24 protein-coding genes and 1 pseudogene are annotated in these 22,913 nt (G+C 70.7%); 7 read left to right on the top strand and 18 right to left on the bottom strand.

Annotated features, from left to right (window positions below; translation table 11 throughout):
- Window positions 1-461: 461 nt before the first annotated feature.
- The 3 genes from MKL09_RS14490 to MKL09_RS14500 all read right to left on the bottom strand — a co-directional run bounded on the left by MKL09_RS14490 (window position 462) and on the right by MKL09_RS14500 (window position 3,488).
- On the bottom strand, window positions 462-1,454 hold the full coding sequence (locus MKL09_RS14490) for a hypothetical protein (RefSeq protein WP_244021087.1): 993 nt from the start codon (window positions 1,452-1,454) through the stop codon (window positions 462-464).
- Window positions 1,455-1,774: 320 nt separating this feature from the next.
- Window positions 1,775-2,185 (bottom strand): peptide-methionine (R)-S-oxide reductase MsrB, encoded by a 411-nt coding sequence (msrB, locus tag MKL09_RS14495; protein WP_244021089.1) that lies wholly within the window; start codon window positions 2,183-2,185, stop codon window positions 1,775-1,777.
- A gap of 118 nt (window positions 2,186-2,303) precedes the next feature.
- Window positions 2,304-3,488, bottom strand: coding sequence for a YihY/virulence factor BrkB family protein (locus tag MKL09_RS14500; protein ID WP_244021091.1), 1,185 nt, complete (start codon window positions 3,486-3,488; stop codon window positions 2,304-2,306).
- 121 nt (window positions 3,489-3,609) lie between these two features.
- Between MKL09_RS14500 and MKL09_RS14505 the strand changes: the two genes are divergently transcribed.
- From MKL09_RS14505 to MKL09_RS14520, 4 genes are all read left to right on the top strand, one after another.
- Window positions 3,610-4,683, top strand: coding sequence for a UV damage endonuclease UvsE (locus MKL09_RS14505; RefSeq protein WP_244021093.1), 1,074 nt, complete (start codon window positions 3,610-3,612; stop codon window positions 4,681-4,683).
- A gap of 109 nt (window positions 4,684-4,792) precedes the next feature.
- Window positions 4,793-5,344 (top strand): RBBP9/YdeN family alpha/beta hydrolase, encoded by a 552-nt coding sequence (locus MKL09_RS14510; RefSeq protein ID WP_244021095.1) that lies wholly within the window; start codon window positions 4,793-4,795, stop codon window positions 5,342-5,344.
- Window positions 5,345-5,427: 83 nt separating this feature from the next.
- Complete coding sequence (locus MKL09_RS14515; protein WP_244021097.1) at window positions 5,428-5,616, top strand: hypothetical protein; 189 nt, start codon at window positions 5,428-5,430, stop codon at window positions 5,614-5,616.
- Between the two features lie 75 nt (window positions 5,617-5,691).
- Window positions 5,692-5,922 carry a hypothetical protein gene (locus MKL09_RS14520; RefSeq protein WP_058194309.1) on the top strand — a complete coding sequence of 77 codons (231 nt, stop codon included), beginning with the start codon at window positions 5,692-5,694 and terminating at the stop codon, window positions 5,920-5,922.
- Window positions 5,923-5,932: 10 nt separating this feature from the next.
- Here the strand turns inward: MKL09_RS14520 and MKL09_RS14525 are convergent, their stop codons facing one another.
- From MKL09_RS14525 to MKL09_RS14560, 8 genes are all read right to left on the bottom strand, one after another.
- On the bottom strand, window positions 5,933-6,961 hold the full coding sequence (locus MKL09_RS14525; RefSeq protein ID WP_244021099.1) for a YcjF family protein: 1,029 nt from the start codon (window positions 6,959-6,961) through the stop codon (window positions 5,933-5,935).
- 223 nt (window positions 6,962-7,184) lie between these two features.
- Complete coding sequence (locus MKL09_RS14530; protein ID WP_244021101.1) at window positions 7,185-8,630, bottom strand: YcjX family protein; 1,446 nt, start codon at window positions 8,628-8,630, stop codon at window positions 7,185-7,187.
- 462 nt (window positions 8,631-9,092) lie between these two features.
- On the bottom strand, window positions 9,093-10,190 hold the full coding sequence (locus MKL09_RS14535) for a hypothetical protein (protein ID WP_244021103.1): 1,098 nt from the start codon (window positions 10,188-10,190) through the stop codon (window positions 9,093-9,095).
- A gap of 46 nt (window positions 10,191-10,236) precedes the next feature.
- On the bottom strand, window positions 10,237-11,025 hold the full coding sequence (gene hisN / locus MKL09_RS14540) for a histidinol-phosphatase (RefSeq protein ID WP_244021105.1): 789 nt from the start codon (window positions 11,023-11,025) through the stop codon (window positions 10,237-10,239).
- A gap of 95 nt (window positions 11,026-11,120) precedes the next feature.
- Complete coding sequence (locus MKL09_RS14545; protein WP_244021106.1) at window positions 11,121-13,142, bottom strand: AI-2E family transporter; 2,022 nt, start codon at window positions 13,140-13,142, stop codon at window positions 11,121-11,123.
- Between the two features lie 458 nt (window positions 13,143-13,600).
- Complete coding sequence (locus MKL09_RS14550) at window positions 13,601-15,052, bottom strand: MmgE/PrpD family protein (protein WP_244021108.1); 1,452 nt, start codon at window positions 15,050-15,052, stop codon at window positions 13,601-13,603.
- A 354-nt stretch (window positions 15,053-15,406) separates the two neighbouring features.
- Window positions 15,407-16,699, bottom strand: coding sequence for a nicotinate phosphoribosyltransferase (locus MKL09_RS14555; protein WP_244021109.1), 1,293 nt, complete (start codon window positions 16,697-16,699; stop codon window positions 15,407-15,409).
- 141 nt (window positions 16,700-16,840) lie between these two features.
- Window positions 16,841-17,344 (bottom strand): pyridoxamine 5'-phosphate oxidase family protein, encoded by a 504-nt coding sequence (locus tag MKL09_RS14560; RefSeq protein WP_244021110.1) that lies wholly within the window; start codon window positions 17,342-17,344, stop codon window positions 16,841-16,843.
- Window positions 17,345-17,487: 143 nt separating this feature from the next.
- Between MKL09_RS14560 and MKL09_RS14565 the strand changes: the two are divergent.
- Window positions 17,488-17,709 (top strand): annotated as a pseudogene (locus MKL09_RS14565) (hypothetical protein); the annotation flags it as partial.
- A gap of 23 nt (window positions 17,710-17,732) precedes the next feature.
- Here the strand turns inward: MKL09_RS14565 and MKL09_RS14570 are convergent.
- Both MKL09_RS14570 and MKL09_RS14575 read right to left on the bottom strand, forming a co-directional pair.
- Complete coding sequence (locus tag MKL09_RS14570) at window positions 17,733-18,257, bottom strand: GNAT family N-acetyltransferase (RefSeq protein WP_244021111.1); 525 nt, start codon at window positions 18,255-18,257, stop codon at window positions 17,733-17,735.
- Window positions 18,254-18,571 carry a DUF1778 domain-containing protein gene (locus tag MKL09_RS14575; protein ID WP_244021112.1) on the bottom strand — a complete coding sequence of 106 codons (318 nt, stop codon included), beginning with the start codon at window positions 18,569-18,571 and terminating at the stop codon, window positions 18,254-18,256. The genes MKL09_RS14570 and MKL09_RS14575 overlap by 4 nt, the downstream gene beginning before the upstream one ends.
- Before the next feature lie 175 nt (window positions 18,572-18,746).
- Between MKL09_RS14575 and apbC the strand changes: the two genes are divergently transcribed.
- Entirely contained in the window at window positions 18,747-19,895 is a 1,149-nt protein-coding gene (gene apbC / locus MKL09_RS14580; protein ID WP_244021113.1) for an iron-sulfur cluster carrier protein ApbC, read from the top strand.
- A gap of 7 nt (window positions 19,896-19,902) precedes the next feature.
- Window positions 19,903-20,559 (top strand): molybdenum cofactor guanylyltransferase MobA, encoded by a 657-nt coding sequence (gene mobA, locus MKL09_RS14585; protein WP_279605880.1) that lies wholly within the window; start codon window positions 19,903-19,905, stop codon window positions 20,557-20,559.
- On the opposite strand, the gene MKL09_RS14590 is transcribed toward mobA, so the two are convergent.
- From MKL09_RS14590 to MKL09_RS14610, 5 genes are all read right to left on the bottom strand, one after another.
- Window positions 20,510-20,833 (bottom strand): helix-turn-helix domain-containing protein, encoded by a 324-nt coding sequence (locus MKL09_RS14590; RefSeq protein WP_244021114.1) that lies wholly within the window; start codon window positions 20,831-20,833, stop codon window positions 20,510-20,512. The two genes, mobA and MKL09_RS14590, sit on opposite strands and share 50 nt — an antisense overlap.
- The gene (locus tag MKL09_RS14595) at window positions 20,811-21,197 is read right to left on the bottom strand and encodes a type II toxin-antitoxin system RelE/ParE family toxin (protein ID WP_244021115.1); all 387 of its coding nucleotides are present in this window, start codon (window positions 21,195-21,197) and stop codon (window positions 20,811-20,813) included. The genes MKL09_RS14590 and MKL09_RS14595 overlap by 23 nt, the downstream gene beginning before the upstream one ends.
- Window positions 21,198-21,327: 130 nt before the next feature.
- Window positions 21,328-21,789, bottom strand: coding sequence for a peptidylprolyl isomerase (locus MKL09_RS14600; RefSeq protein WP_244021116.1), 462 nt, complete (start codon window positions 21,787-21,789; stop codon window positions 21,328-21,330).
- 66 nt (window positions 21,790-21,855) lie between these two features.
- Window positions 21,856-22,353: a hypothetical protein gene (locus tag MKL09_RS14605; protein ID WP_244021117.1), complete on the bottom strand. Its 498-nt coding sequence runs from the start codon at window positions 22,351-22,353 to the stop codon at window positions 21,856-21,858.
- Window positions 22,354-22,362: 9 nt separating this feature from the next.
- A complete protein-coding gene (locus tag MKL09_RS14610) occupies window positions 22,363-22,911 on the bottom strand; it encodes a peptidylprolyl isomerase (protein WP_244021122.1) in 549 nt (182 codons plus the stop codon).
- Window positions 22,912-22,913: the final 2 nt, after the last annotated feature.

A 22,913-nucleotide genomic window follows, 5' to 3' on the forward strand; every position in this document is an offset into this window, starting at 1 on the left:
ACCCCGCCGGGCAAACTGCCGCCCGATCTCACGCCCGTCACCGAGACACGCCCCGCATCGGTTCGCCGCCCGGGGCGATCGCGGCTGAGAGCCACCGACGCGGGCATCGCCCTGCTCTCCGAACCCGCCGGTCAGCCACCGGACGGACCCCCGAGGAGCGCCGCGGGATTGCTCACGAAGCACCGGAGGACAGGTGACGGCTAATGAGCACAAAATAGGAACATTGTCAAGGACGGGGTCGCGTGTTTCGCTTGCTCCGTCATCGCGAGCGTAGCGAAGCGACCCAGGGATCCACCTCATTCCGTGAGCGCGCGCGGCGCTGGGTTGCTTCCCTGCGCTCGCAATGACGGCAAGGGCCGCTGCCAGCCCTTCACCTGAAAACCTCATCACGGCCCCGAAGCGCGCACAAAAAAGGCCGCGGCGGCGCCCTGCCCCCGCGGCCTTCTCGATGGCTCGGCCGATCAGGTCTGCTGCTGCGTCCGGCGGGGCCGCACGGTCCAGCGCTCGAACACGCCGGCCGACTCGTCGGCCTTCCCGTCCTTGGGCTCGGCGGCGGGTTCCGGATGCTGGTGGATCGCCGCGCCGAGCGCCTGGGACAGGCTCTCGATCACGTCGTCGATGCGGGCGTCGCTGTGAATGCTCTCATGGGCGGCGGGCTGGGGCGGGCTCGGCTCCTGCGCCACCGGCGCCGCGTGATGAACAAGCTCCGGAGCGGGAGCCGGCTCCGGCTCGGGATGGTGCTCGGGCTCCGGGGGAGCCTCGGCGACCGGCGCGACCGGGGGCGGCTCGACGGCCTCAGGGATGACCGGTGCCGGTGCGGCGACCGGGGCTGCCGCGGCGGCCGGGGTCACGATCCGGCGCATGGCGCTCATCGCGCCGTCATCGGACGGCTCGCTCGCGCGGGCGCTGCTGCCGTAGCGGCCGAAGCCGAAGCGCGGCTCGATCAGGTCGAGGACCGCGTCGAGCGCCGCGTTGCTCAGCGGCACCTCCTCGGCGGCCGGCACGCCCTGGATGGCCAGCGCCTGGCGCTCGAAGGCCGGCTCGCTGCTGACCTCGCGGCCGAACCAGTTCGGAGCCTGGAAGCCGGCCGCGTCGCCGTCGTTGTCGAAGACGACGCTGATCAGGTCGAGATTGCCGGGGGTGACGTAGCGGTCGATCGTGACCTCGCGGCCGCCGATGGTGACGGCCGTGCGGTCGTAGGCGGCCTTGCCGGGGCAGACGTCGAGCAGCGCGTCGCCGTGGGCGCGCGGCACGTCGGTCCGCTCCTCGGCCGGGATGCCGTCCGGCCCCTTGTTCACCAGCACCAGCTGGCAGACCTGGCCGTCGACCCGCACGTAGGAGCTGCGGCCCCCCTGCGCGGCGAAATGGCCCTCGGTGATCCGGGCGCCGCCCCGCTCCTTGCGGATCAGGCGGACCAGGGATGGCGCGACCAGGAATCGGCGAATGGTGCTCATGAACTCAAAACCCCTCCCGCTTCGTCGGCGGTGCGCCGATCCGGCGGACTGCCCTCAGAGATGCCGGCCTGGATGGAACCGGTAAGTCGATCCGGCCCAGGCGGCGTATAAGCTCGACCGCAGTGCCGTATTGAGTCGTACATACCGCATCCATCGCCAATACCGGACGGCGACACACTGAGACCGTTAAGCGCTAAGCAAAAACACGACGAAATCAAGACCGGAGCACGGGCGCGATTCGCTGAAAACCGCGCCTGTCCCCGATATCCCGTCTTTCGAGCCGAATTTTTCAACCGGCGTTAACCCGGATCCGGGCAGCCTCACGCTGCGGGTTCGAAGGTCATCGCGGCGCCGTTCATGCAATAGCGCAGGCCCGTGGGGGCGGGGCCGTCGTCGAAGACGTGGCCGAGATGGCCGTTGCAGCGGGAACAATGGACCTCGGTCCGGACCATCCAGTGGCTGCGGTCGACGGTGGTCTCGACGGCGCCTTCGAGGGGCTCGAAGAAGCTCGGCCAGCCGGTGCCGGATTCGAACTTGGTGCCCTGCTCGAACAGCGGCTGGCCGCAGCCGACGCAGGTGAAGGTGCCCGGCCGCTTCTCGGCGAGCAGGCAGCTCGTGCCGGCGCGCTCGGTGCCGTGCTCGCGCAGCACCCGGTACTGCTCGGGCGTGAGCGTGGCGCGCCACTCGGCGTCGCTGCGGGTATCGGGGTTGGTGGTCGCGCTGTCAGCCATGAACATCTCCCTTTTCGATGAGAGATATAGGCATCGCGCGCGAGACCCGGCAGTCCCGCAGGCCGGAAAACGGCTGCACCGGCGGCATCCTGTCGCTCACGGTTCAGCGGCTGTGCCGCTACGCCGCCGCCCCGACGGTGTCGGCCATTCGGGCCCGGCGATGGCCCATCGGCAGGGGCGCGCCCGTGGTGGTGTCGCGGGCGGTCTGGTGTTCCAGCTCGGCGTTGATCTCGCCGCCGAGCAGCACGATGGTCGACGAGATCCAGATCCAGGTCATGAAGCCGATCACGGCGCCGAGCGAACCGTAGGTCTCGTTGTAGGTGCCGAAGCTCGCCACGTACCAGGAGAACAACAGGGACGCGATCAGCCAGAGCAGCCCCGCCACGAGGCTGCCGAATCCGACCCAGCGCCAGCGGGCGTGTTCCCGGCTCGGGCCGAACCGGTACAGCACCGAGAGCCCGGCGAGCAGCACCACCAGCACCGCCGGCCAGCGCAGGGCCGCGAGCAGCCACGCGCCCGAGCCGAGGCCGAGGAAGTTCAGCACCACCGGCACCACCACGATCGCGTTGAGCGCGATGATGATGAACATCAGGGCGCCGACCGTGAAGGTCAGCGAGCGGATGTTGAGCCAGAAGAAGTTGCGCTTCTCCTCCTCCTCGTAGACGACGTTCAGCGCGTCGAACATCGCCTTCATGGCGGCGTTGGCGCTCCACAGCGACAGCAGCAGGCTGGTGAAGAAGGTGACGCTGAGCGAGCTGCTGCCCTTGGCGGCGATGCGCTTGATCTGGTCGCCGATCAGCTCGACCGCCCCCGCCGGCAGCACCGCGTGCAGCTGCGCGAGGTGCTCGTTGATCGCGTTGACGTCGGCGAACAGGCCGTAGCAGCTCACCAGCGCGGCGATGGCCGGGAACAGCGACAGCAGGGTGTAGAAGGTCACCCCGGCGGCCACCGCCAGCACCCGGTCCTTGTTGAATTCCAGGTAGACCCGAACCGCGATGTCCTTCCAGCCGGCCCGGGTCATCTCGGCGGGACTGTCGGCGGCGCGGCCGCGCTCGGACTGCGTCGCTGCCGTCAGCTGCGCGGCACGGCCCGCGATCGAGCGCGCGCCGGCATTGACGGCCTTTTTGCGCGCGGGGTCGGCTTCGTCCTGATCTGCTGTCGGCTCCAAAAGCTCGGGCAGGTCCGGCGCACGCCGACGGGCCGGCGTCGCGGCGAGCGCCACCAGGGCCGAGCCGAGCATCAGGATCCAGAGGATCGAGCCGGCATCCGGTTGGGAACTCGGGCGGGGGGGCGACGCGGGCATGATGGTACGAGAGGGCCGTCCGCGCGGAACTGCCGCGCTCGAAGGCTCAAACGTCGCCGAAGCGCGGCCGTTCCGCGCCCGATTTCGGGCACGCGCGGCGCCGACGCGCGTTGTGCATCCTATGCGCGATCAGCCCCGCCTCGGATTCTGCTGCAAGTTCGTCCTGGACGAGCCGCCCGGCACCTACGCCACCCTCAAGGCGGAGCGCGAGGCGACGCTCCACATGAACCTGACCAGCGTGACCATGGCGCATCTCGCCAAGCTGGACCCCGTCGCCAGGCGGGCGAAGCTCGCCGGTCTCGTCGCGCACAACCTCGACGCGTTGGCCCGGCAGATCGCCTGGGTCGGAGCCCGGCCGCCGATCGAGCGCCTGCTGCGCATGGCGAGCAACGTCCTGCCCGGCTACACCCACGCCATCGCGCGCGACATCTACGCCGAACCCGAGGTGGCGGCCCTGGTCGAGCGCGGGCTGGCGGAGGCCGGGGCGCTGGCCCGCCGGCTCGGCGTGCGCCTGAGCTTCCACCCGGGCCCGTTCTGCCTGCTGGCGAGCCGCAACCCGGCGGCCATCGCCAACGGCCTGTCCGAGCTCGATTACCACGCCGAGATCTTCGACCGGATGGGCTACGGCGGCGGCTGGCATCCGCACGGCGCCCACATCAACATCCATGTCGGCGCCGGCGACCCGGGGGTGGCGGGGTTCCGCGAGACCCTGCCCCGGGCGAGCCAGGTGGCGCGCGACCTCGTCACCGTTGAGAACGACGAGAACGTTTTTGGGGTCGAGGCGGTGCTCCAGCTCGCCGACCGCGTGCCGGTGGTGCTCGACCTGCACCATCACTGGGTCCAGAGCGGCGGCGAATACATCGAGCCCGACGATCCCCGCATCGCGCAGGTGCGGGCGTCCTGGCGCGGGGTGCGGCCGGTGGCGCATATCAGCGTCTCGCGCGAGGCGGTCGCGGGCGAATGCGACCCGGATGCCCTGCCCGACTTCCCGGCGCTGCGCGCCGCCGGCCACGCGGTCCGGGACCTCGCCGCCCATTCCGACATGATGTGGAACCGGGCCGTGAACGACCTCGTCGCCCGCCACATGGTCTGGGCCGATTTCGAGATCGAGGCGAAGGCCAAGAACCACGCCTCGACTCAGATCGCCCGGCACATCACCGATCCGGCCCGGGCGGCCCCGATCGCCGCCGAGTGACGGGTAGTCTCGACGCCTTCCGCGGACGGCTGCGCTAGCGCCTTGTTCGCGCATGATGATTTCGGAAAACCGGATTCCACTTTTCCGCGTCATGCGCTAGGCAGCCGGCATGAAGACCGCCGATTGCGACATCCTCATCGTCCCGGGGCTCGGAGGCTCGGACGAGGACCACTGGCAGGCCCGCTGGGCCGGGCGCCTCGCCACCGCGCAGGTGGTCGCCCAGGACGACTGGCACGCGCCGACCCCCGAGGCCTGGTGCGCGCGGATCGCCGAGGCGGTGGCGGCCGCGACCCGGCCGGTGATCCTGATCGCCCACAGCCTCGGCGTCGTCGCCTGCGTCGCGGCGGCGCCGCGCTTCGCCCCGGGTGTGGTGCGCGGCGCCCTGTTCGTGGCCTGCCCGGATGTCGAGGAGGCACCCGACCTGCCCGAAGCGGTGCGCGCCTTCGCACCGATGCCCCGGGACCCCCTGCCCTTCCCTTCGCTCCTCGTCGCCAGCCGCACCGATCCGTATTGCACCTACGACCGGGCCGACGATTTCGCCCATAGCTGGGGCTCTCTGACGGTCGATGCCGGTGAATCGGGCCACATCAACGTCGCCAGCGGCCACGGGCCGTGGCCCGAGGGGCTGATGCGGCTCGCCGGGTTCATGAAGGGGCTGTAGGACGGACCGCGTCGGGAATTGCACAGGGGCGGGCGCGCGCTTACGCTGCCGATATGGTCTCCCCGGATCGCACCGCCCGTCCGTTGTCGCAGCTCGGCCCGGATTCTCGCGCCGTCCCCGTCGCGGCACCGGCAGACCCACTCACCGACGCCGTTGACGCCTGGCAGCGCGCCGAGATTGAGGCCGCCCTGCGGGAGGCCGAGGCCGGTGATTTCGCCAGCGACGATGAGGTTGCGGCGGCGTTCGGCCTTCCGGCACCGGTGTTCCGTTAACGCGTCGTTTACCCTCGCGGCCTCCAGTGTCGGCTTGGGCGGACCTTCGCCCCGAAGGCGCCCCTGGAGAGCACCGTGACGCGTAAAGAGCTTCTGGAACGACTCGACGCGGTCCAGGCCGCCCTCGGCCCCCGGGCCCACATCAACTTCAACAGCTCGCTGTTCAACGACGTCGCGCTCCTGAAGCGCATCGAGGCCTTCGAGGCGAAGGTCGGCGAGGTCGAGAAGCCCAAGGTCGCCGACTACACCGGCAACATGTTCACACGCATCGCCAATCGCCGCGCCGCCACGGCCGCCGCCAAATAGCCGGTCCGGCCTATTTTGATTCGGGCTCTGCCGCGCGCAGCAGCTCGCCCGCCACGTCGGCGAGGCGCGGCGGGGCTTCGCGCACGAAGGGCAGCGGCCGGCAGACATTGAGCGCGGCCAGCCCGAATCGGGCGGTCATCAGCCCGTTGAGCACGCCCTCGCCCAGCTTGGCCGAGACCCGGGCGGCGATCCCAAGCCCCAGCACCTGCTGCATCACGCTCTCGCCCACCGCCATCCCGCCGGTGATGGTGAGATGCGCCACAGCGGCCCGCGCCAGCCGCAGGAAGCCCAGGAAGCCCGGGCGGCCGCCGTAGATGGCGGCGATCCGGCGTAGCAGCCGGACGGCGGCGAACACTACGAACGCCACGTCGACGATCGCCCGCGGGCTGAGCGCCGTGACCGCCGAAACCTGCTTGGCGGCGGTCGCGATGGCGTTGCGTGCCTGCCGGTCGAGGCCGGCCAGCAGCTCGTGCTCGGCCAGCCCGATCCGGTCGTCCACGTCGAGGATCGCGTCGGCCGCCGCGTCGATCCGGGCGCGGCCCGGGGCCAGGACCTCGCGGTCGGCGTAGAAGGCCGAGAGCGCCTGCACCACCGCCTGCGCGCCGGTATGGTCGCGGGTGGCGAGCGCATCGACCGCCGATTGCCGCAGCCGCTCGATCTTCCGCTCCCGCCGCAGCCCGGCCAGCTCCCGGACGACGATCGCCAGGAGCGCCAGCCCGGCGAGACCCAGCAGGGCGAGCGCCACCCAGCCGAGCCAGGGCGCGGCCTGGAACAGGTCGGCGATCATCCGCTCGACCGACAGCCCGATCCCCAGCGAGACCAGCCCCCCGGCCGCCGACAGGAACAGCGCCCCCCAGGGCGAGCGCCGGCGCGGCGCCACCGGCACCGCGACGCCGTCGGCCGCATCGACGATCTCGAACGGCTCCTCGACGATCCGGGCCTGCTCCGGCCGGGCCGCGAGCGGCGTCGTGGTCACGCCGGGACCCGGCGGCGGCTCGGGATTGATCCGGAAGGCGCGGGGTTTCTGGCCTGAGGACATGGCTTACGGCCTCCAGAGAGGTGTTTTCGGTTTTGCCCTCACGGCTGTTGGCGTGTCAGGCGACAAATGAGGGCCGCGGTCGAATGCACGCGCACGTCCCTCCCCCGCAGAGGGGGGAGGGATGGCACGCGCGATGTCCGGACCGGGCGTCTCGCCGAGCCTCGGAGGAACCGGAACGCGTTGTGTGAGCCTCACGGCCAGCGCCAGCAGGCACCATCTCCCTTCACCCGAGCCTGTCGCCGATCAGAAACTGCATCGCCCGGTCGAGGCGGATCTGCGGCAGGTGGCCGGGGCGGCCGAGGCCGTCCGGGCGGATCAGCGGCGGGCGGAAGCGGGGGAAGCGGAGCGAGCCCGGGGCGACGGCGCCCTCCAGCACGGCTTCCGCACGGGCCGGCAGCTCGCCCGGGAACACCGCGGCCTCGCTGTTGCCGTCGAACACCTCGTCGCCCACCGTCTCGCCGGCCTCCGGCGTCCCGGCGACCGCGCGTAAAATCTCGGGGCCGTCATGGACCGTGGTCTCGCGGGTGGCGCGCACGGACGCGAGCGCCACGGTGCCGACCCGGGCGCCTGCGGCCTCGGTCCGGCGCATCGAGCGGGAGACGAGCAGGCGCAACAGCGCGTCGAGCCGGTCGTGGCTGGTCTGGTGGAGATGGTCGGCCTTGGTGGCGGCGAACAGCACCCGGTCGGCCCGGGGCGCGAACAGCTTCGACAGCACCGTGTTGCGGCCGATGTTGAGGCTGAGCAGCACCGCGTCCAGCGCCTCCTCCAGCTCGGCCAGGGCGGTGGCCCCGGCATCGACGGCGGCGAGCACGTCCACCAGCACGAGCTGCCGATCGACCCGCTGGAAATGGTCGCGGAAGAACGGCGTGACGACCTTGGCCTTGTAGGCCTCGAAGCGCCGCTCCATCAGCCCGGCGAGGCTGTCGGGGGCGATGCTGCCGGTGAGATTGTCCAGCGGCGCGAAGGTCAAAGCCGGCGAGCCCGCGAGGTCGCCGGGCATCAGGAAGCGCCCTGGCGGCGTCGTGGCGACCGATTCCGGGCCGGCGCGCAGGGCCGCCAGATAGGCCTTGAACGCGTCGCTGGCCCGCTCGGCTGCGACCTCGTCGAGGGGGCCGTTGGGATCGAAGCTCTTGAGCGCCTCGAGCCACGGCGCCGCCACCGCGCTCCGGCCCGGCCGGCGGGTGCCGTTGATCGTGGCCCGCGACCAGGCGGTGTAGCTGGTCTCGATCAGCGCGAGGTCGAGCAGCCATTCGCCCGGGTAATCGACCACGTCGAGCATCAGGGTCGCGGGGCCGCTGCGCCAGCCGGCGGCGCGCTCGTAGGCGATCTCCAGGCGGAACTGGCTGATCCGGTCGGTGGAGCGCGGCCAGCGCCTGGCCTCGGTCAGCGTCGCGAAATGCTCCTCGAAGGGAAAGCGCGGCACGTCGTCGTCGGGTTGCGGCACCAGACGGGCGCGGCGCAGGCGGCCCTCCTGCGCGGGGGCGAAGGCCGGCAGGGCGTGCGCCTCCACGAGGTGGTGGATCAGCGCCGTCGTGAACACGGTCTTGCCCGAGCGCGCGAGCCCGGTGACCCCGAGCCGCAAGGTCGGCTGGATCAGCAGGTCGTGCGAGGCTTCGGCGAAGGCTTTGACGGCCGAGCCGGCGCGTGCGGCAAGGTCGGTCAGGGGCACGGGCGGGCTCGTCGTCTCGGGAAACAGGCCGGGCACAGGTGGCGCGGTTCGGGCCGAACCGCAAGGCTTGGCCGGCTCGGGGTTTCCAAAGGGCTTTGCCCTTTGGCGGGGTTCGGGGGCGGAGCCCCTGAGACTTGCAGGGTTCCACTCTGCACCCGCAAAAGGTTTTCGACCCAGCGCTTTCAAGGTGTTTGGCGCAGCAATTCAGGCGAGACGCGACGCGCTCTCCTCCCCCTTGCGGGGAGGAGCTGGAGGTGGGGGTGGTTCAGAAGGCACCGTTAGGCTCGATCCTGCACCACCCCCACCCCTGACCCCTCCCCGCAAGGAGGCGGGGAAAGCGCCAGCTTTTTCAAAGCGTTGGCGTCACGTGCAGACGTGTGAACCCGTTGGCGAAACGTCCCGAACGCGACCCATCCCAACACCCTGAAAGGGCTGAGTCCGAGACCTTTTGAAACCGGGACTTTACGGGGCGGGCTTCAGCCGGGCGATGGCGGCCTCGACGAGGTCCGGGCCGGCCCGGAGCGTGCCGAGCTCCACCGCCGACATCGCCAGCATCACCGGCGCCAGATTGGGCCGCGGCGCCCCGTCCGGCCCGAACAGGTCGAGGTCGTCGCCGGGCTTCAGCCCGACGCTGCCGCTGATCCGCGCGGCATAGGCCTGGATCCGGCCCTCGTCGCCGATGCAGAGCGGTGCCGGCAGGCGCAGGTCGAGCAGGGGCAGCCCAGCGGCGATGGCCGGCAGCAGCGCCGATTCCGCGACCATCCGGTCCGGACTCGGCACCTTGCGATCGAGGAGCGCCGCGGGATCGGCGGCACGGGCCATGGTCGCCCGGCCGGGCTCGGCCGCGATCCCGGCGGCGATGTCGGGCACCGGCTGGAGCGTCGCGACGCGCGACACGCGGGCGGGGGCCGGACGCGCGACGGGCCGCCGTCCCGCCATCCGGGCGAGCGGGGACCAGGGCTGCACCCGCAGGGCCCTGGCCCGCGCCCGCGGCACGCCGCCGGGTCGGTGGGCGGCGAGGAAGCGGGCGCGCAGCGTCCGGCCGAGCCCCCGGGGTGCCAGGGTCGCCGACACGGCGGGCGTCGAGACGCCCCGACCCACCCGGGCCGCCGTGGCGACCCGGCACTCGGCCGGCGCCCAGCGGCGTACGATGGCGAGCGCGTTGCGCCGGTTGAAATCGCGAAAGTAGCGGCGCAGCAGGCTCGCGGCGGCGTCCGCCCCGTCCGCCATCGTGGCGAAGGCGGTGTGGCCCTCGGCATCGGCCCCGATCTCCCCCGACCAGCGGGCGGACTTGATGCACCAGCCGTTGTTGAGCCGGACGCAGCGGGCGACGTAGGGCGGGTCCTCGGCGAGCTGCGCTGTCAGTGCCAGGGACCGCGGCAGCAGGAATTCGCCGGCCTGTTCGTGCCAGTTGGATACCGACCGGGTGGCGGGATCGAAGCGCGGCGGCGCAGCCTCGGCCCGGGCGATTGCTGCCGGCGGCGCGGCCAGGAGCGCGGCGGCCCGGTTTTCCAGGATGGGCGTCAGGCTCGCCAGCAGGACGAGGGCGTTCAGCAGCACGCGGGCGGGCTCCGGCCGTCTCGATTCTCCGTGAGCCCGCGCACCCTCACGGGTTCAGCACCTTCAGCGCCGCCTCGTGCAGGCGCGGGTCGCCCGCCGCCACGATGCGGCCGCCGTTGGCCGCCGAGCCGCCGTCCCAGGCCGTGACCCGGCCGCCGGCGCCCTCGACGATCGGGATCAGCGCGACGATGTCGTAGGGCTTCAGGCCGGCCTCGACCACGAGGTCGATCTGGCCGGCCGCCAGCATGCAATAGGCGTAGCAATCGGCACCGTAGCGGGACATCCGCACCTGACCCTCCAGGGCGCGGAAGCGCTCGGCCTCGTCGCCGTCGGCGAACAGGCGCGGGTCGGTGGTCGCCAGGATCGCCTGGCCGAGATCGGCGCAGCGTCGGGTGCGCAGGGTGCGCTCGCCCGCCGGGCCGCGCAGGCGGGCGTGGCGGCCGTCGCCGGTGAAGCGCTCGCCGAGATAGGGCTGATGCATCAGCCCGCGCACCGGCACGCCGGTGCGGGTGAGGCCGATCAGCGTGCCCCAGGTCGGCAGGCCGGCGATGAAGGCGCGCGTGCCGTCGATCGGGTCGAGCACCCAGACGCATTCGGCGTCCAGCCGCTCCGCGCCGAATTCCTCGCCCAGGATGCCGTGGCCGGGAAAGGTTTTCCCGATCATCGCCCGGAGCACCACCTCGGCGGCCCGGTCCGCCTCGGTGACCGGATCGAACGGTGCGCCGCCCCGCGCCTTGTCGTCGAGGCCGAACGGGGCGCGGAAGAACGGCAGGATCGCCTGGCCGGACGCGTCCGCGAGTTCGTCCATGAACCGCCCGAGTTCGACGACGCTCATCGGCCCTGTCCCCTGCTCTGCCCGCGACCCGTCCGGTAATCCGGCTGGTGCGCGACGAAACCGGGGCGGCCCCCCGGCCGTCAAGCCCCCTCCGCTCATGCGTCGGCCGGTTCCGGCGCGCGCGCCGCTCGGTCGGCCCCCGGGGCGGCGGCGATATCGGCCTGGACCGCGGCCAGCACCGCCTCGATCGCCTCGCGCAGGGAGGCGACCTGCCCGGCGGCATCCGTCGCGCCCACCTTGGCCCGGGCCACCCGCTCCGACTGGCCGTTCTGGGCGAGCCACAGGCCGAGCAGGACCGGCACCCCCGGCATTCGCTCCTGCAGGCGCCCGACCAGCCGGCGCAGATGCGTCGGCTCGCCGGTCAGGGCCAGCGAGACCACGCAGGCCATCCGGGCAGCGCCCGGCTCGAACCGGCCGATCCGCGCCGACGACGCGTCCGAGAACGGCACCGTGCGGATGCCGATGCCGCGCTTCTCCAGGATCTGGGCCAGGATCGCGGCCGCAGCCTCGTCGAGGAAACCGCGGCCGGAGACGCACAGCACCGCGCCCTGGCGGCTCCAGGCTTCCGGCAGGGTCTCGGGCGCGGGGCCGATCGGCATGGGGCTGCAGGCTTGCTCGGTCCCCTCGCCCGCCGTCTCGGTGCCTGCGTCGCTGCGGCCGGACAGGTCGGCGATCAGCTCGCCCAGGGCGGTGCGCATGGCGCCCTTCTGCTGGGCGGTCAGCACGCCGCGCGCGGCGTCGCGGGCGGCGAGTTCGAGGCCCTTGAGCACGACCTCGTCGTAATAGGACGACAGCGAGCATTGCTGCAGGATCAGCTCGGCATGGCCGAGCACCTCCTCGGAATCGCCCGCCAGGATGCGCTGGTAGAAGTTCTGCACCGGCGTCAGCGCCGGCCGGTCGCCGAACAGCACGTCGAGGAATTCGAGGTGCTCGACATGGCGCCCCAGCACCACCAGGCAGACGGTGAGCGGCGTCGACAGAAGCAGGCCGACGGGCCCCCACAGCCAGGTCCAGAACAGGGCCGAGACCAGCACCGCGAACGGCGAGAGCCCGGTGGACTGGCCGTAGACGATCGGCTCGAACACCTGGCCGGTGAGCGGCTCCAGGATCAGGAACAGGATCGTCACCGCGATCATCATGTTCCAGCCGGGATCGACCGCGGCGGCCAGGACGATCGGCAGGAGCGCCGACAGGAACGCCCCGATATACGGCACGAACCGCATCAGGCCGGAGAAAATCGCCCAAAGTACCGGGTTCGGCACGCCGATGACGTAGAGGCCGATCCCGATCACGACCCCGAAGGCGGTGTTGAGGGCGAGCTGCACCACGAAGTAGCGGCTGAGGCGCCCCGCGGCATCGTCGATCGCCCCGGTGGTGCGGTGCAGGTCGCTCGACCCCGCGAGCCGGATCATCCGGTCGCGCAGGTCCTCGCGCTGCATCAGGACGAACAGCAGCACCACGAACACGATGCCCACCGTGGCCAGCGGCTGCAGGACCGGCGACAGCAGGGTGCCGAGCATCTCCAGCGGCCCCGGCTGGGTCGAGGCCACCTCGACCACGACGGGCTTCTGTCCGGGTTTGGCGGGGTCCAGCCCGGGTGCGGGCTCGGGCGGCTTGGCTGCGGCTTGGGGCGCTTCTTGGGCCGGCTCCTTGGCCTGTTCCTGGCCGCCGGTATGGAGCGCCCGGCCGATATTGGCGACGTAGTCGGTGATGTGGCCCACCGGCGAGGTGCGCAGTCCCTCGATCTTGCGCTCGATGGTGGCCCGGTAGCGCGGGATATCGTCCACGAGGTCGGCCGCCTGGATGCCGATCAGGGTCCCCAGGGCGCCCACGATGCCGAGCGTCAGCAGGACGCTCACGCCCACCGCCACCAGCCGCGGCAGCCGAAGGCGTCGCAGACGGCTCACCAGCGGTGTCAGCACGAAGGACAGGAGCAGCGCGATCGCGATCGGGATGAAGATCTCGCGGCCGAAATACAGGATCGCCACGATGGTGGCCCCGACCAGGATCGGCGACGCCATCGTGGCCCGCGGGGTCTCGGCCGCGGCGACCCGGGTCGGACGCGGCGGAACCAGCGCCTGTCCAGGCTGCACCCCGACCGGGGTTTTGGTACCCATGCTGCGATCCACGCCCCGAACGCCACAGGCGGGCGCCCGCCGGGGTCGCGGGGCCTCGCGGCAGGGGAACGGCACGGGGCCGGAAAACGATCCCGCGCCGGTCGCGTATCCGTGAAGGGGCTTCAGCGGCGGAGCGTCGGACTCATGCAGTGGTCGGGGCCGCGCGTCGGAACTGTAGGCGGCGGCCCTCAGAAGATTGCGCGCCAGGCGCGGTCACGGCATGCCCGGATAAAGCGCAGGTCCCCTCTCCCGTGCGGGAGAGGGGGCGCGTCGAGCCTCGCGAGCGACTGCGTCTGAAGATTTTGTGTCGGTCTAAGCGCGGCATCGCCCGGCGGCGGTCCCGATGCCAGCGCACGGGCCGCTGCGAGCAGCTCAAGCGGGTCGAGCGCCGGCCCGGGCGTTCCAGTCGTCGCGCCAGAGGAAGTGCACGAACGCGTCAATGTCGGTCCGCTGCCGTCTTACGCCCCCTGCAAACCGGCCCGGGCCACCTCGCCGACATCCTTGAGCTCCGGGAGCGACCAGCACATCCGCATCACCCGCTTGGCCTGGGCCTCCGGCAGCACGCCGGCGGCGAGGTCGGTGAACTTCGCCTCGAGCTGCGCGTCCGACATCGGCGTCTCGACGCTGCCGATCGCGTGCTCGATCCGGCGGTGGAAGCTCCGCCCATCGGTGAGCGTCACGGTCATGTCGACCTGCGCGGCGTCGATGCCCGGGGTGATCACCGGCACCACCTTCTGGCGCAGCGCCACGACGCGCGGGTCGTTCACCGCCCGGTCGCTGAACTGCTTCTCGCCGCCCGCGCCCTCCACCAGCGCGATCGCGGCGGCGTGGTAGATGCTGAACTTGCCCTCCAGGCCGGTCTTCGGCGCGGTCTTGCCGGTCAGTTCCAGCACCAGCGGGTGCACCTTGAGGTCGACCCGGGCGATGTCGTCGGGCCGGACATGGTCCTGGTCGCGGATCTGCACGCCGGCGTCGATCGTCGGGTGCATGACGATGCCGCAGGCGAACGGCTTGTAGGTGTTGAGCAGGGCCTCGTAGCGGGTGCCCAGCCCGTCGGTGATCTCGGACCAGTCCTGCTTGGTCGAGATGGTGTTGGCCCAGCCGCGCTTGGCCTCGATCATGCCGTCCGACGAGGTGAACCCCTTGGCCGCCAGGATCGCCGCGAACAGGCCGTTCGAGGCCGCCCGGCCCGGGTTGAAGCTCTTGTTCATCGAGCCGAACGATTCGCGCAGGCCCACCGGCTGCGAGGCGGCGAGCCCCAGCGCGTAAACCATCTGCGGCTCGGTGAGCCCCATCAGCTTGCCGACGGCCGCCGCGGCGCCGAACGGCCCGCAGGTGCCGGTGATGTGCCAGCCGGCATCGTAATGGTTCGGGTAGACGGCGTTGCCGATCCGGCACTCGGTCTCGATCCCGACCACCAGCGCGTCGAGGAAGTCCGTTCCCGAGACCGGCTTCATCTGGGCATAGGCCAGGATCGCCGAGGCGACCGGGCCGGCCGGGTGGATGATCGTCTTGAGATGGGTGTCGTCGAAGTCGAAGATGTGGCTCGCCACGCCGCTGAGGAAGGCGGCGTTCATGATGTCGAACCGCTCCGCCCGGCCGAACAGACCGGCCTGCGGCGGCCCCGAGAACGGCTGCAGCGCCGAGACCGCCACGTCCACGGTCTCGTGGTGCGAGCCGCCGATCGCCACGCCGACCCAGTTGAGGAAGCTGCGCACGCCCTCGCGGCGGACGTTTTCGGGCAGGGTGTCGTAGGACGAGGCCAGGATCCACTGCGCCAGGATTTTCGTGACGGGCGGCGGCGCCTTGGCGGCCGGCTTCGCGGCCTCGGCGGCCTGTGCGCCTTCGAGGCCCGGTGCGGCCAGGGCGAGCCCTGCGGCGCCGATGAGCGAGCGGCGATTCATGGTCATGGCGTTCTCCCGTCGAGCCGGCCGCGCGCGGCGGGCCCTGTTGGTCGACACCATACTGAATAAGGTGGTGGTCCGTCAGCGGGTGCCTTTACAGCCTCGCTCAGATGAAGCCTGCTCTTAAGGGAAGCCCTACGGCAGACCGTTTCCGCGCGCGCACCGCCCTTTCCCGGACACCTGGAACGTCAGTGGAAGGTGATCCGGGACCCAGCGGAAAAAGCGCCGTGCAACGGCACCTTTCAAGCCAACACGGACGCTACGCGTCGTCTTGCGCTAGGTCCCGGGTCGCATGCCGCTGGCGCTGCATGCGCCCGGGAAAGGGCCGCGTTTCCTGTGCCGGCGGCGAAGCGTCGTCCCTCACACCAGGACCGGCAGCGCCTCCTGCTCGCCGACCTCGAAAACCCGGCGGTAGCGGGCGATCTCGTCGGCCGGTCCCTGGGCCTTGGTCGGGTTGTCGGAGAGCTTGACCGTCGGGCGGCCGTTGGCCGCCATGACCTTGCAGACCACGGATACCGGATCGAGCTTGCCGTCCGGCAGGAGACCGCGAAAATCGTTGGTGAGCAGGGTGCCCCAGCCGTAGCCGATGCGCATGCGGCCGTGGAAATGGCCGTGGATGCGCTCGATCTCGTCGATGTCGAGCCCGTCGGAGAAAATCGCGAGTTTTTCCCCGGGATCGTATCCGCGATCCTGCCAGAACCGGATCACCTCCTCGCCCCCCGCGATCGGGTCCTTCGAATCGATGCGGATCCCGGTCCAGTCGCTCACCCAGTCCGGGGCGTTGGCCAGGAACCCGGTGGTGCCGTAGGTGTCGGGCAGGATCACCCGCAGGTTGCCGTCGTAATCTTCCTGCCAGTCGGCCAGCACCGCGTAGGGCGCGGCGGCGAGCGCCGCATCGTCCCCGGCCAGCGCCGCGTAGACCATCGGCAGTTCGTGGGCGTTGGTGCCCACCGGCTCGACCTCCTGCCGGGCCGCGATCAGGCAGTTCGAGGTGCCCAGGAACGCGCCGCCCAACCCCTCGGCCATCGCCTGCACGCACCAATCCTGCCAGAGGAAGCCGTGGCGCCGCCGTGTGCCGAAATCCGCCACCGACAGGTCGGGCAGCGTCTGCAGCCGCTGGATCTTCTCCCAGACCCGGGTCATCGCCCGGGCGTAGAGCACCTGCAGGTCGAGCTTGCCGAGCCCCTTCAGCACGGCGCGTGCCCGCAACTCGTTCAGGATCGCCAGCGCCGGGACCTCCCACATCGTGGTCTCGATCCAGGGGCCGTGGAAGGTCAGCTCGTACTGGCCGTCATGGACCGCGAGCTCGTACTCGGGCAGCTGAAAACCCTCGAACCACGCCACGAATTCGGGGCCGAGGATCCGTCCCTGGCCGCGGAACACGTTGCCGCGCAGCCAGGTCACCTCGCCCTTGCTGAGCCGGAGGCTGCGGGCATGGTCAAGCTGCTCGCGCAGCAGCCCGGCATCGACCTCGTCGGCGATGCGGATGCGCTTGGTGCGGTTGGTGATCCCGAAGGTGGTGTCGATCTGCGGGTGCCGGCGCAGGATCGTCTGCGCCATCAGCAGCTTGTAGAAATCGGTGTCGAGCAGCGACCGCACGATCGGGTCGATGCGGAAGCTGTGATCGTAGACCCGCTTCGCCAGATCAATCATGTGTTTCGGACTCGTCCGCGCGTCTCACGGCGCAGAGCGCATGCCGGGCGCGGCCGCGTCAAGAAGAAGGGCGGCCCGTCCCTACGACGCGCCGCCCCCCGTTACCCACGTCGCCAAATCACAAAGCCAAGTCACAAAAGATCAGGCGAGGTCGACCTTCTTGGTGTCGGTCTTGGGGCTCTCGCCGGTGAGCGAGGCCTTCACGTAGCCGTAGAGGTGCAGCATCGTGCTGTTGGGGCTGTCCCAGTACTCGCCCTTCTCCGGATGGACGCGGATCAGCGCGACCTCGGGATCGTTCTTGCCGTTGGGGAACCAGGTCTTCAGGCTCTCATTCCACTTCGCGTCGATCTTGGCCTGATCGCGCACGATCTCGGCCTTGCCGGCCACCGACACGTAGGTCTGGCTCGACGGGTCGGAATAGGCCAGGTTCACCTGGTTGTCCTTGCTGATCTCGGTGGTCTTGGGCGAGTGCAGCTTGGTGAAGAACCACAGATCGCCGTTCTCGTCGGCGTCGTTGTTCCACATCGGGCGGCTGTTGAGCGTCCCCTCGGCATCGACCGTGGTCATCATGGCGATCTTCACGTCCTTGACCAGCTCGAACAGCTTCTTGGCGCCCTCGTGGTCGCGGTGGTTGCCCTGATGCATGAAACCGATCTCCTTGCTGTCGCCGAGGTGGCGTTCGAGTCGCGCGGGCGGACCCCTCCGGTGAGGCGCCGCCCGCAAGTCGCCTCGACAACGGGCGAAGGCCCGCTTGGTTCAGGCGGTGTCGGGATGGGGGCGAACGGGCGATGGAGAGCCGGTCGGGGCCTGGCGGTGCTCATCGGATCGGCCTGGCCGGCGGCCGCGACTTCTCCGGGCCGCGCGCCGGCCGCGTCCATATCGCGCGCGCGAAGCGCCTGCGCGGCCCGCTCGGCTGCCGCCGCGTCCGCCACGGCTTCGACCAGCGCGGCGACGGTAGCGTGGTGCGGGGGCCGATGGAGGAATGCAATCTGATCGCGGTTCCGCTGGGCGGCGGTGACACCGGGGGCACAATTCACGAATCGCGATTGCCAAACAGCATCTCGATCTCAGCCATCGGCTTGAACAGACGGCGGGGCTGATCCGGCAGCCGAAGGAAGTCATGGCGTTCGTAGAACGAGGCCGCTCCTTCATCCTTCGCGTCGACCACCACCGCCAGGGAGGCCGTCTCGCTCCTGAGGCAGCGCAGCAGCGCATCCAAGAGGAGAAGCGTGCCGAACCCCTTGCCGCGCCGCGTCGCATCGACCGCCAGCCGGCCGAGCAACGTCGCCGGCAGGACAGGGTAGCGCGGCAGTTTCCTAACGAACGCCGCCGGCAATTCGGCAGCCCGGATCGCGGTGTTGGCGAGGGTGTAGAAGCCCAGGATGGCGGGTTCCGGAGGCTCCAGCAGGACATAGGGTGCCGCCACCCGGCGGCGCGCATCCTGACCGGCCTGCGAGCGGAGATAGCGATCGAGGGCATCGACGCCGCACGCGAAGCGGGACCGATCGTGCCGCCCGGCATCGAAGAACTCGATGGCCGGCCTTGCGCCGACGGTCACGTCTCCGAGCCACCCATCAGCGTTCGGTACGTGGCGACGCGATCCCGCATCCGCTCACTGGGTTCGCGCGGCGCGAGAAGCGCCTCCACGAAGGCGCGGGAATCCCGAACGCTGAGCTGGATTACCTCATGCTCCGCGATGGCGCGCTTGGCGGCATCCTGGACGCTCGTCAGGACGAAGTCGGTGATGCTGCGTCCTTCGAGCGCTGCGGCATGCGCGACGAGGGCCTTCTGCTCCGCCGTCACGCGGGCCTCCAAGCGATCGGCTCGTCGCCGGATCTTCGGGCTGCCTTCCGACCGTCGAGCGTTGCGCATCGCCATCTCCATACTGGCCCGGAATGTACGGCCGGTGGCCGGCAATTTCGAGGGAAAACCGCTACGCGTCGCGGACCGTGGGGGATCTCGATAGCCGGGGCGGGGTCTGGTGTTCTCACGGCGCTCGGTTACATGCAGCGGGTATTAGACCTGCTTGCTCCCGGGGGAGGACGATTTGGCGATTACCCGCGACGACGTGCTGCGCGCGCTCCAATCCGTCACCGTCGATGCCGCCGGCACCACCCTGCCCGGCTCCGGGCGGCTGTCCCAGGTCGTGGTCGATCCGAGCAACCGGGTGATGTTCTCCATCCTGGTCGATCCGAGCGAGGCCGAGCGGTTCGAGCCGGTGCGGCGGCAGGCTGAGGGCTGCGTCCTGCAGATGCCGGGCGTCTCCGGCGTGTTCGCGAGCCTGACCTCCGAGCGCGGTCCGGGCATGCCGGCCCAGAGCGACGCCCCGCCCCGCCCGGTGACGCCGCCGCCGGTCGCGCCGCCGCGGCCGGGCGCGCCCCCGAACCAGGGGCCGCAGATCGCCGGCGTGCGCCACATCGTGGCGGTCGCCTCCGGCAAGGGTGGCGTCGGCAAGTCAACCACCGCCTGCAACCTCGCCCTCGCCCTCCAGGCGCAGGGCCTCAAGGTCGGCCTGCTCGATGCCGACATCTACGGGCCGTCGGTGCCAAAACTGTTCGGCCTGTCGGGCAAGCCCACCGTGGTCGACAACAAGGCCATGGAGCCGATGGTCGGCTACGGCCTGAAGGTCATGTCGATCGGCTTCCTGATCGAGCCCGAGACGGCGATGATCTGGCGCGGGCCGATGGTGCAGTCGGCCATCACCCAGATGCTGCGCGACGTGCTGTGGGGCGAACTCGATGTGCTCATCGTCGACATGCCGCCGGGCACCGGCGACGCGCAGCTCACCATGGCCCAGGCGACGCCGCTGTCCGGCGCCGTCATCGTCTCGACGCCCCAGGACCTCGCGCTGATCGATGCCCGCCGGGGCGTGACCATGTTCAAGAAGGTCGCGGTCCCGATCCTCGGGGTGATCGAGAACATGGCGACCTTCGTCTGCCCGAATTGCGGCCACGCCTCGCACATCTTCGGGCATGGCGGCGCCCGCATCGAGGCGCAGCGCCTCGGCGTGCCGTTCCTCGGCGAGGTGCCCCTCGACATGACGATCCGGGAGACCTCGGATTCCGGCAGGCCCGTGGTGGCGACCGATCCGGACGGCCCGCACGCCAAGATCTACCGCGACATCGCCGCGTCTCTGTGGGCGAACCTCTCGAGCGCCCCGGCCGGGCGCACCGCGCCCAAGATCGTCTTCGAGTGATTGTTTCTTGGTCGACCGCCCGCAGATCCTAGGCCTGATCCTGGCCGGCGGCCTCGGCCGGCGGATGGGCGGCACCGACAAGCCGCTGATGCGGCTGGGCGGGCGGACGCTGCTGGAGCGCGTGGTCGAGCGCCTCTGCCCGCAATGCGGGGCGGGGCTCGCACTCAGCGCCAACGGCGATCCGGCCCGGTTCGCCGGGTTTCCGGGGCCGGTGCTACCCGACACGGTGCCGGGTTTCCCGGGTCCGCTCGCCGGCCTTCTCGCGGGGCTCGACCACGCCGCCGCGCATCATCCGGTCGTGACCCATGTCCTGAGCGTGCCCGGGGACGCGCCATTCCTGCCGGGCGATCTCGCCGTGCGGCTCGGATCGGCGCAGAAGGACGCGCCGATCGCGCTCGCCGCCTCGGGCGGGCGCGAGCACTACACCGTGGCGCTCTGGCCGGTCGGGCTGCGGGACGATCTGCGCCGCGCGCTGGGTGAGCGGGACGAGCGGCGGGTGGGGGCGTTCATCGCGCGTCATGGCGCGGCCATCGTGGAATGGCCCATCGGGCGGGTCGATCCGTTCCTGAACGTCAACACGCCGGAGGATCTGGCCACGGCAGCAGAACTCGAATTCAAGCCAGAACTTGCAGACCGTGCTTCCGAACGACTGCCAGAAGCTTGAGCGCGGTGCCGCTGGGCTTCTTGGCGCCGGTTTCCCACTTCTCCACAGTGCTCTCGCTGGTGTTGAGATAGCGGGCGAAGTCCGGCTGGCTGACGTTGAGGCTCTCGCGCAACTGCTTGATCTGCGCGGGCTCGATCGCTGGCGGCACGGCGAGGCAGATCTCGTCGAAGCTGCGCATCGTTACCGCATCGGTCACGCCAACCGCGCGCAAGGCCATCGCGGTCGCATGGATCGACTCGAAGGCGTCGCTCTTAAAGGCCCGTTTCCCGGTCATCGCAGATCTCCGTGATGTGGCCGGCCGCAATGAGCCGCGCAATGTCGGCATCCGTTGTCCTGCCGAGGTCCTTGGCGAGCAAGCGAAACGCCTTCAGCTCGTTGTCTTCGATGTTGGCGCGATCCTTTTTCGCGAACAGGTACTGATAGAGCCAGTAATGACCGATCTTGGCCAGTATGACGCTCCGGTGCATGTTTTTGTTCAAGCGCTTCTTGAAGACACCGCCGCCGAGATCGTCAGCCTGGCCGTGCTCGACCTCCAGGATCGCCGCGCACAAGTCTCGATCGGCGATATGAGCTTTCCGCGCCGTCTTGGCGAACCAAGCCGTCTTGAAGGTTCGCGCGCGTCTGCGAGATTCGGACACGGACGAAGCGTAGCGTTCCGTGCCGATGCTGCAAAGCTGAGACTCCGCAGCGCAGCCGACACGCCCCGATCTTCCGGGGCCGGCCGCCCACGCTCGCGATCATCGCGGACACGGGCGGCCAGGTCTGAAATTAAGCCGCCTCGCCCACGCTCGCCTTGACGATCTTGTCCGGGGAGCGCGGCGGCTCGCCCTTGTTGATCGTGTCGACCACGTCCATGCCCTCCACGACCTGGCCCCAGACCGTGTACTGCTTGTCGAGGAAGCGGGCGTCGTCGAAGCAGATGAAGAACTGCGAGTTCGCCGAGTGCGGGAAGTTGGTGCGGGCCATCGAGCAGGTGCCGCGCACGTGCGGCTCGGCGTTAAACTCGGCCTTCAGGTCCGGCAGCTCTGAGCCGCCCGAGCCGGTGCCGGTCGGGTCGCCGGTCTGGGCCATGAAGTTCTCGATCACCCGGTGGAACGGCACGCCGTCGTAGAAGCCCTGGGCCGCCAGCGTCTTGATCCGCTCGACATGGCCCGGGGCGAGGTCGGGGCGCAGCGCGATCACGACGCGGCCCTTGGTGGTCTCGAGGATGAGGGTTTCGGTGTCGGCCATGGTAGGTCCTTCCAGTTGGTGGGAATGTAGCGGCGCCCGCCCGATCCGGCGAGCGCGGCGAAACGGTCAGGCCGGCGGGCGGTAGACGAACCGCAGGGCCACCGGCCGCCCCGCGATCGCCCGGCCGAGGCCCGGGGTGATCTTGGCCGGCGTGCAGCCGGCGAGCGCGTCCAGGGTCGCCCGCATCAGGCTGCCGCGCTGGCCGCGCGCGAACCCCGCCGCGTAGGTGATCCGCGGCGGGCCGATCAGGCTGCCGTCGCGCCGCAGCGACAGCCGTGCGGTGATCTCGACGTCGTCGGACCCCGCTTCCGGCCGGCCGAGGCCGGCGGGCGGCTGCCAGCAGGCCGCCAGCACCAGATAGAGTTCGGCCAGGGTGTCGGCCGCCCGGGCCGGACGATGCGCGAGCGGCACCGCGACGGTGCCCCGCAGGGTCTGCGGCAGGCTCAGCGGATAGCCGCCCCCGGGCTCGTACGCGTAGCCGCCATAGGCATAGAATCCGTCATAGGCGCGCGCCGCCGCCGGGGCGAGGGCGAGCGCGCCGAGGACGGCCAGCCGGCGCCACATCGGCGGGCGCTACTTCGCCTTCTCGGCGAGCGTCATGCGGACGATCTTGTCCGGGTCCTGCACGGCGCCGCCCAGCGCGCCAGGGGCGGCCTTCTTGATCCTGTCGAGCACGTCGAGCCCGTCCGTGACGTTGCCCACGACGGTGTATTGCTTGTTCAGGAACGGCGCGTCGCCGAGGCAGATGAAGAACTGCGAGTTGGCCGAGTTCGGGTCCGACGAGCGCGCCATGCCCACGGTGCCGCGGCGGAACTCGGCGGTCTGCGAGAACTCGCCCGGGATGTTCGGCAGGCTGGAGCCGCCGGTGCCGTTGCCCTTCGGGTCGCCGGTCTGCGCCATGAAGCCGTCGATCACCCGGTGGAACTTCAGGCCGTCGTAGAAGCCCTGGGAGACCAGCGTCTTGATCTGCTTCACGTGCTTCGGAGCGAGGTCCGGCCGCAGCATGATCGTGATGCGCCCGTCCTTGGTCTCGAGATAGACCGTGTTGGCGTCGGCGGCCCGGGCGGCCGGGACGGAGCCGAGCGTGAGGGCGAGCGCGAGGAGGGCGTGGCGGCGGTTCATCG

Origin of the sequence: Methylobacterium sp. J-048 (assembly GCF_022829515.1) — a bacterium.
Classification (GTDB): Bacteria; Pseudomonadota; Alphaproteobacteria; order Rhizobiales; family Beijerinckiaceae; genus Methylobacterium.

Bases quoted from the DNA above. Each gene is read 5' to 3' on its own strand.
- MKL09_RS14525 (WP_244021099.1), bottom strand. From the start codon at position 6,961: ATGTCCTCAGGCCAGAAACCCCGCGCCTTCCGGATCAATCCCGAGCCG.
- MKL09_RS14600 (WP_244021116.1), bottom strand. From the start codon at position 21,789: ATGGCCGACACCGAAACCCTCATCCTCGAGACCACCAAGGGCCGCGTC.
- MKL09_RS14610 (WP_244021122.1), bottom strand. From the start codon at position 22,911: ATGAACCGCCGCCACGCCCTCCTCGCGCTCGCCCTCACGCTCGGCTCC.
- msrB (WP_244021089.1), bottom strand. From the start codon at position 2,185: ATGGCTGACAGCGCGACCACCAACCCCGATACCCGCAGCGACGCCGAG.
- hisN (WP_244021105.1), bottom strand. From the start codon at position 11,025: ATGAGCGTCGTCGAACTCGGGCGGTTCATGGACGAACTCGCGGACGCG.
- MKL09_RS14545 (WP_244021106.1), bottom strand. From the start codon at position 13,142: ATGGGTACCAAAACCCCGGTCGGGGTGCAGCCTGGACAGGCGCTGGTT.
- MKL09_RS14505 (WP_244021093.1), top strand. From the start codon at position 3,610: ATGCGCGATCAGCCCCGCCTCGGATTCTGCTGCAAGTTCGTCCTGGAC.
- MKL09_RS14555 (WP_244021109.1), bottom strand. From the start codon at position 16,699: ATGATTGATCTGGCGAAGCGGGTCTACGATCACAGCTTCCGCATCGAC.
- MKL09_RS14560 (WP_244021110.1), bottom strand. From the start codon at position 17,344: ATGCATCAGGGCAACCACCGCGACCACGAGGGCGCCAAGAAGCTGTTC.
- MKL09_RS14490 (WP_244021087.1), bottom strand. From the start codon at position 1,454: ATGAGCACCATTCGCCGATTCCTGGTCGCGCCATCCCTGGTCCGCCTG.
- MKL09_RS14575 (WP_244021112.1), bottom strand. From the start codon at position 18,571: ATGCGCAACGCTCGACGGTCGGAAGGCAGCCCGAAGATCCGGCGACGA.
- MKL09_RS14590 (WP_244021114.1), bottom strand. From the start codon at position 20,833: ATGACCGGGAAACGGGCCTTTAAGAGCGACGCCTTCGAGTCGATCCAT.
- MKL09_RS14605 (WP_244021117.1), bottom strand. From the start codon at position 22,353: ATGTGGCGCCGGCTGGCCGTCCTCGGCGCGCTCGCCCTCGCCCCGGCG.
- MKL09_RS14500 (WP_244021091.1), bottom strand. From the start codon at position 3,488: ATGCCCGCGTCGCCCCCCCGCCCGAGTTCCCAACCGGATGCCGGCTCG.
- MKL09_RS14510 (WP_244021095.1), top strand. From the start codon at position 4,793: ATGAAGACCGCCGATTGCGACATCCTCATCGTCCCGGGGCTCGGAGGC.
- MKL09_RS14550 (WP_244021108.1), bottom strand. From the start codon at position 15,052: ATGACCATGAATCGCCGCTCGCTCATCGGCGCCGCAGGGCTCGCCCTG.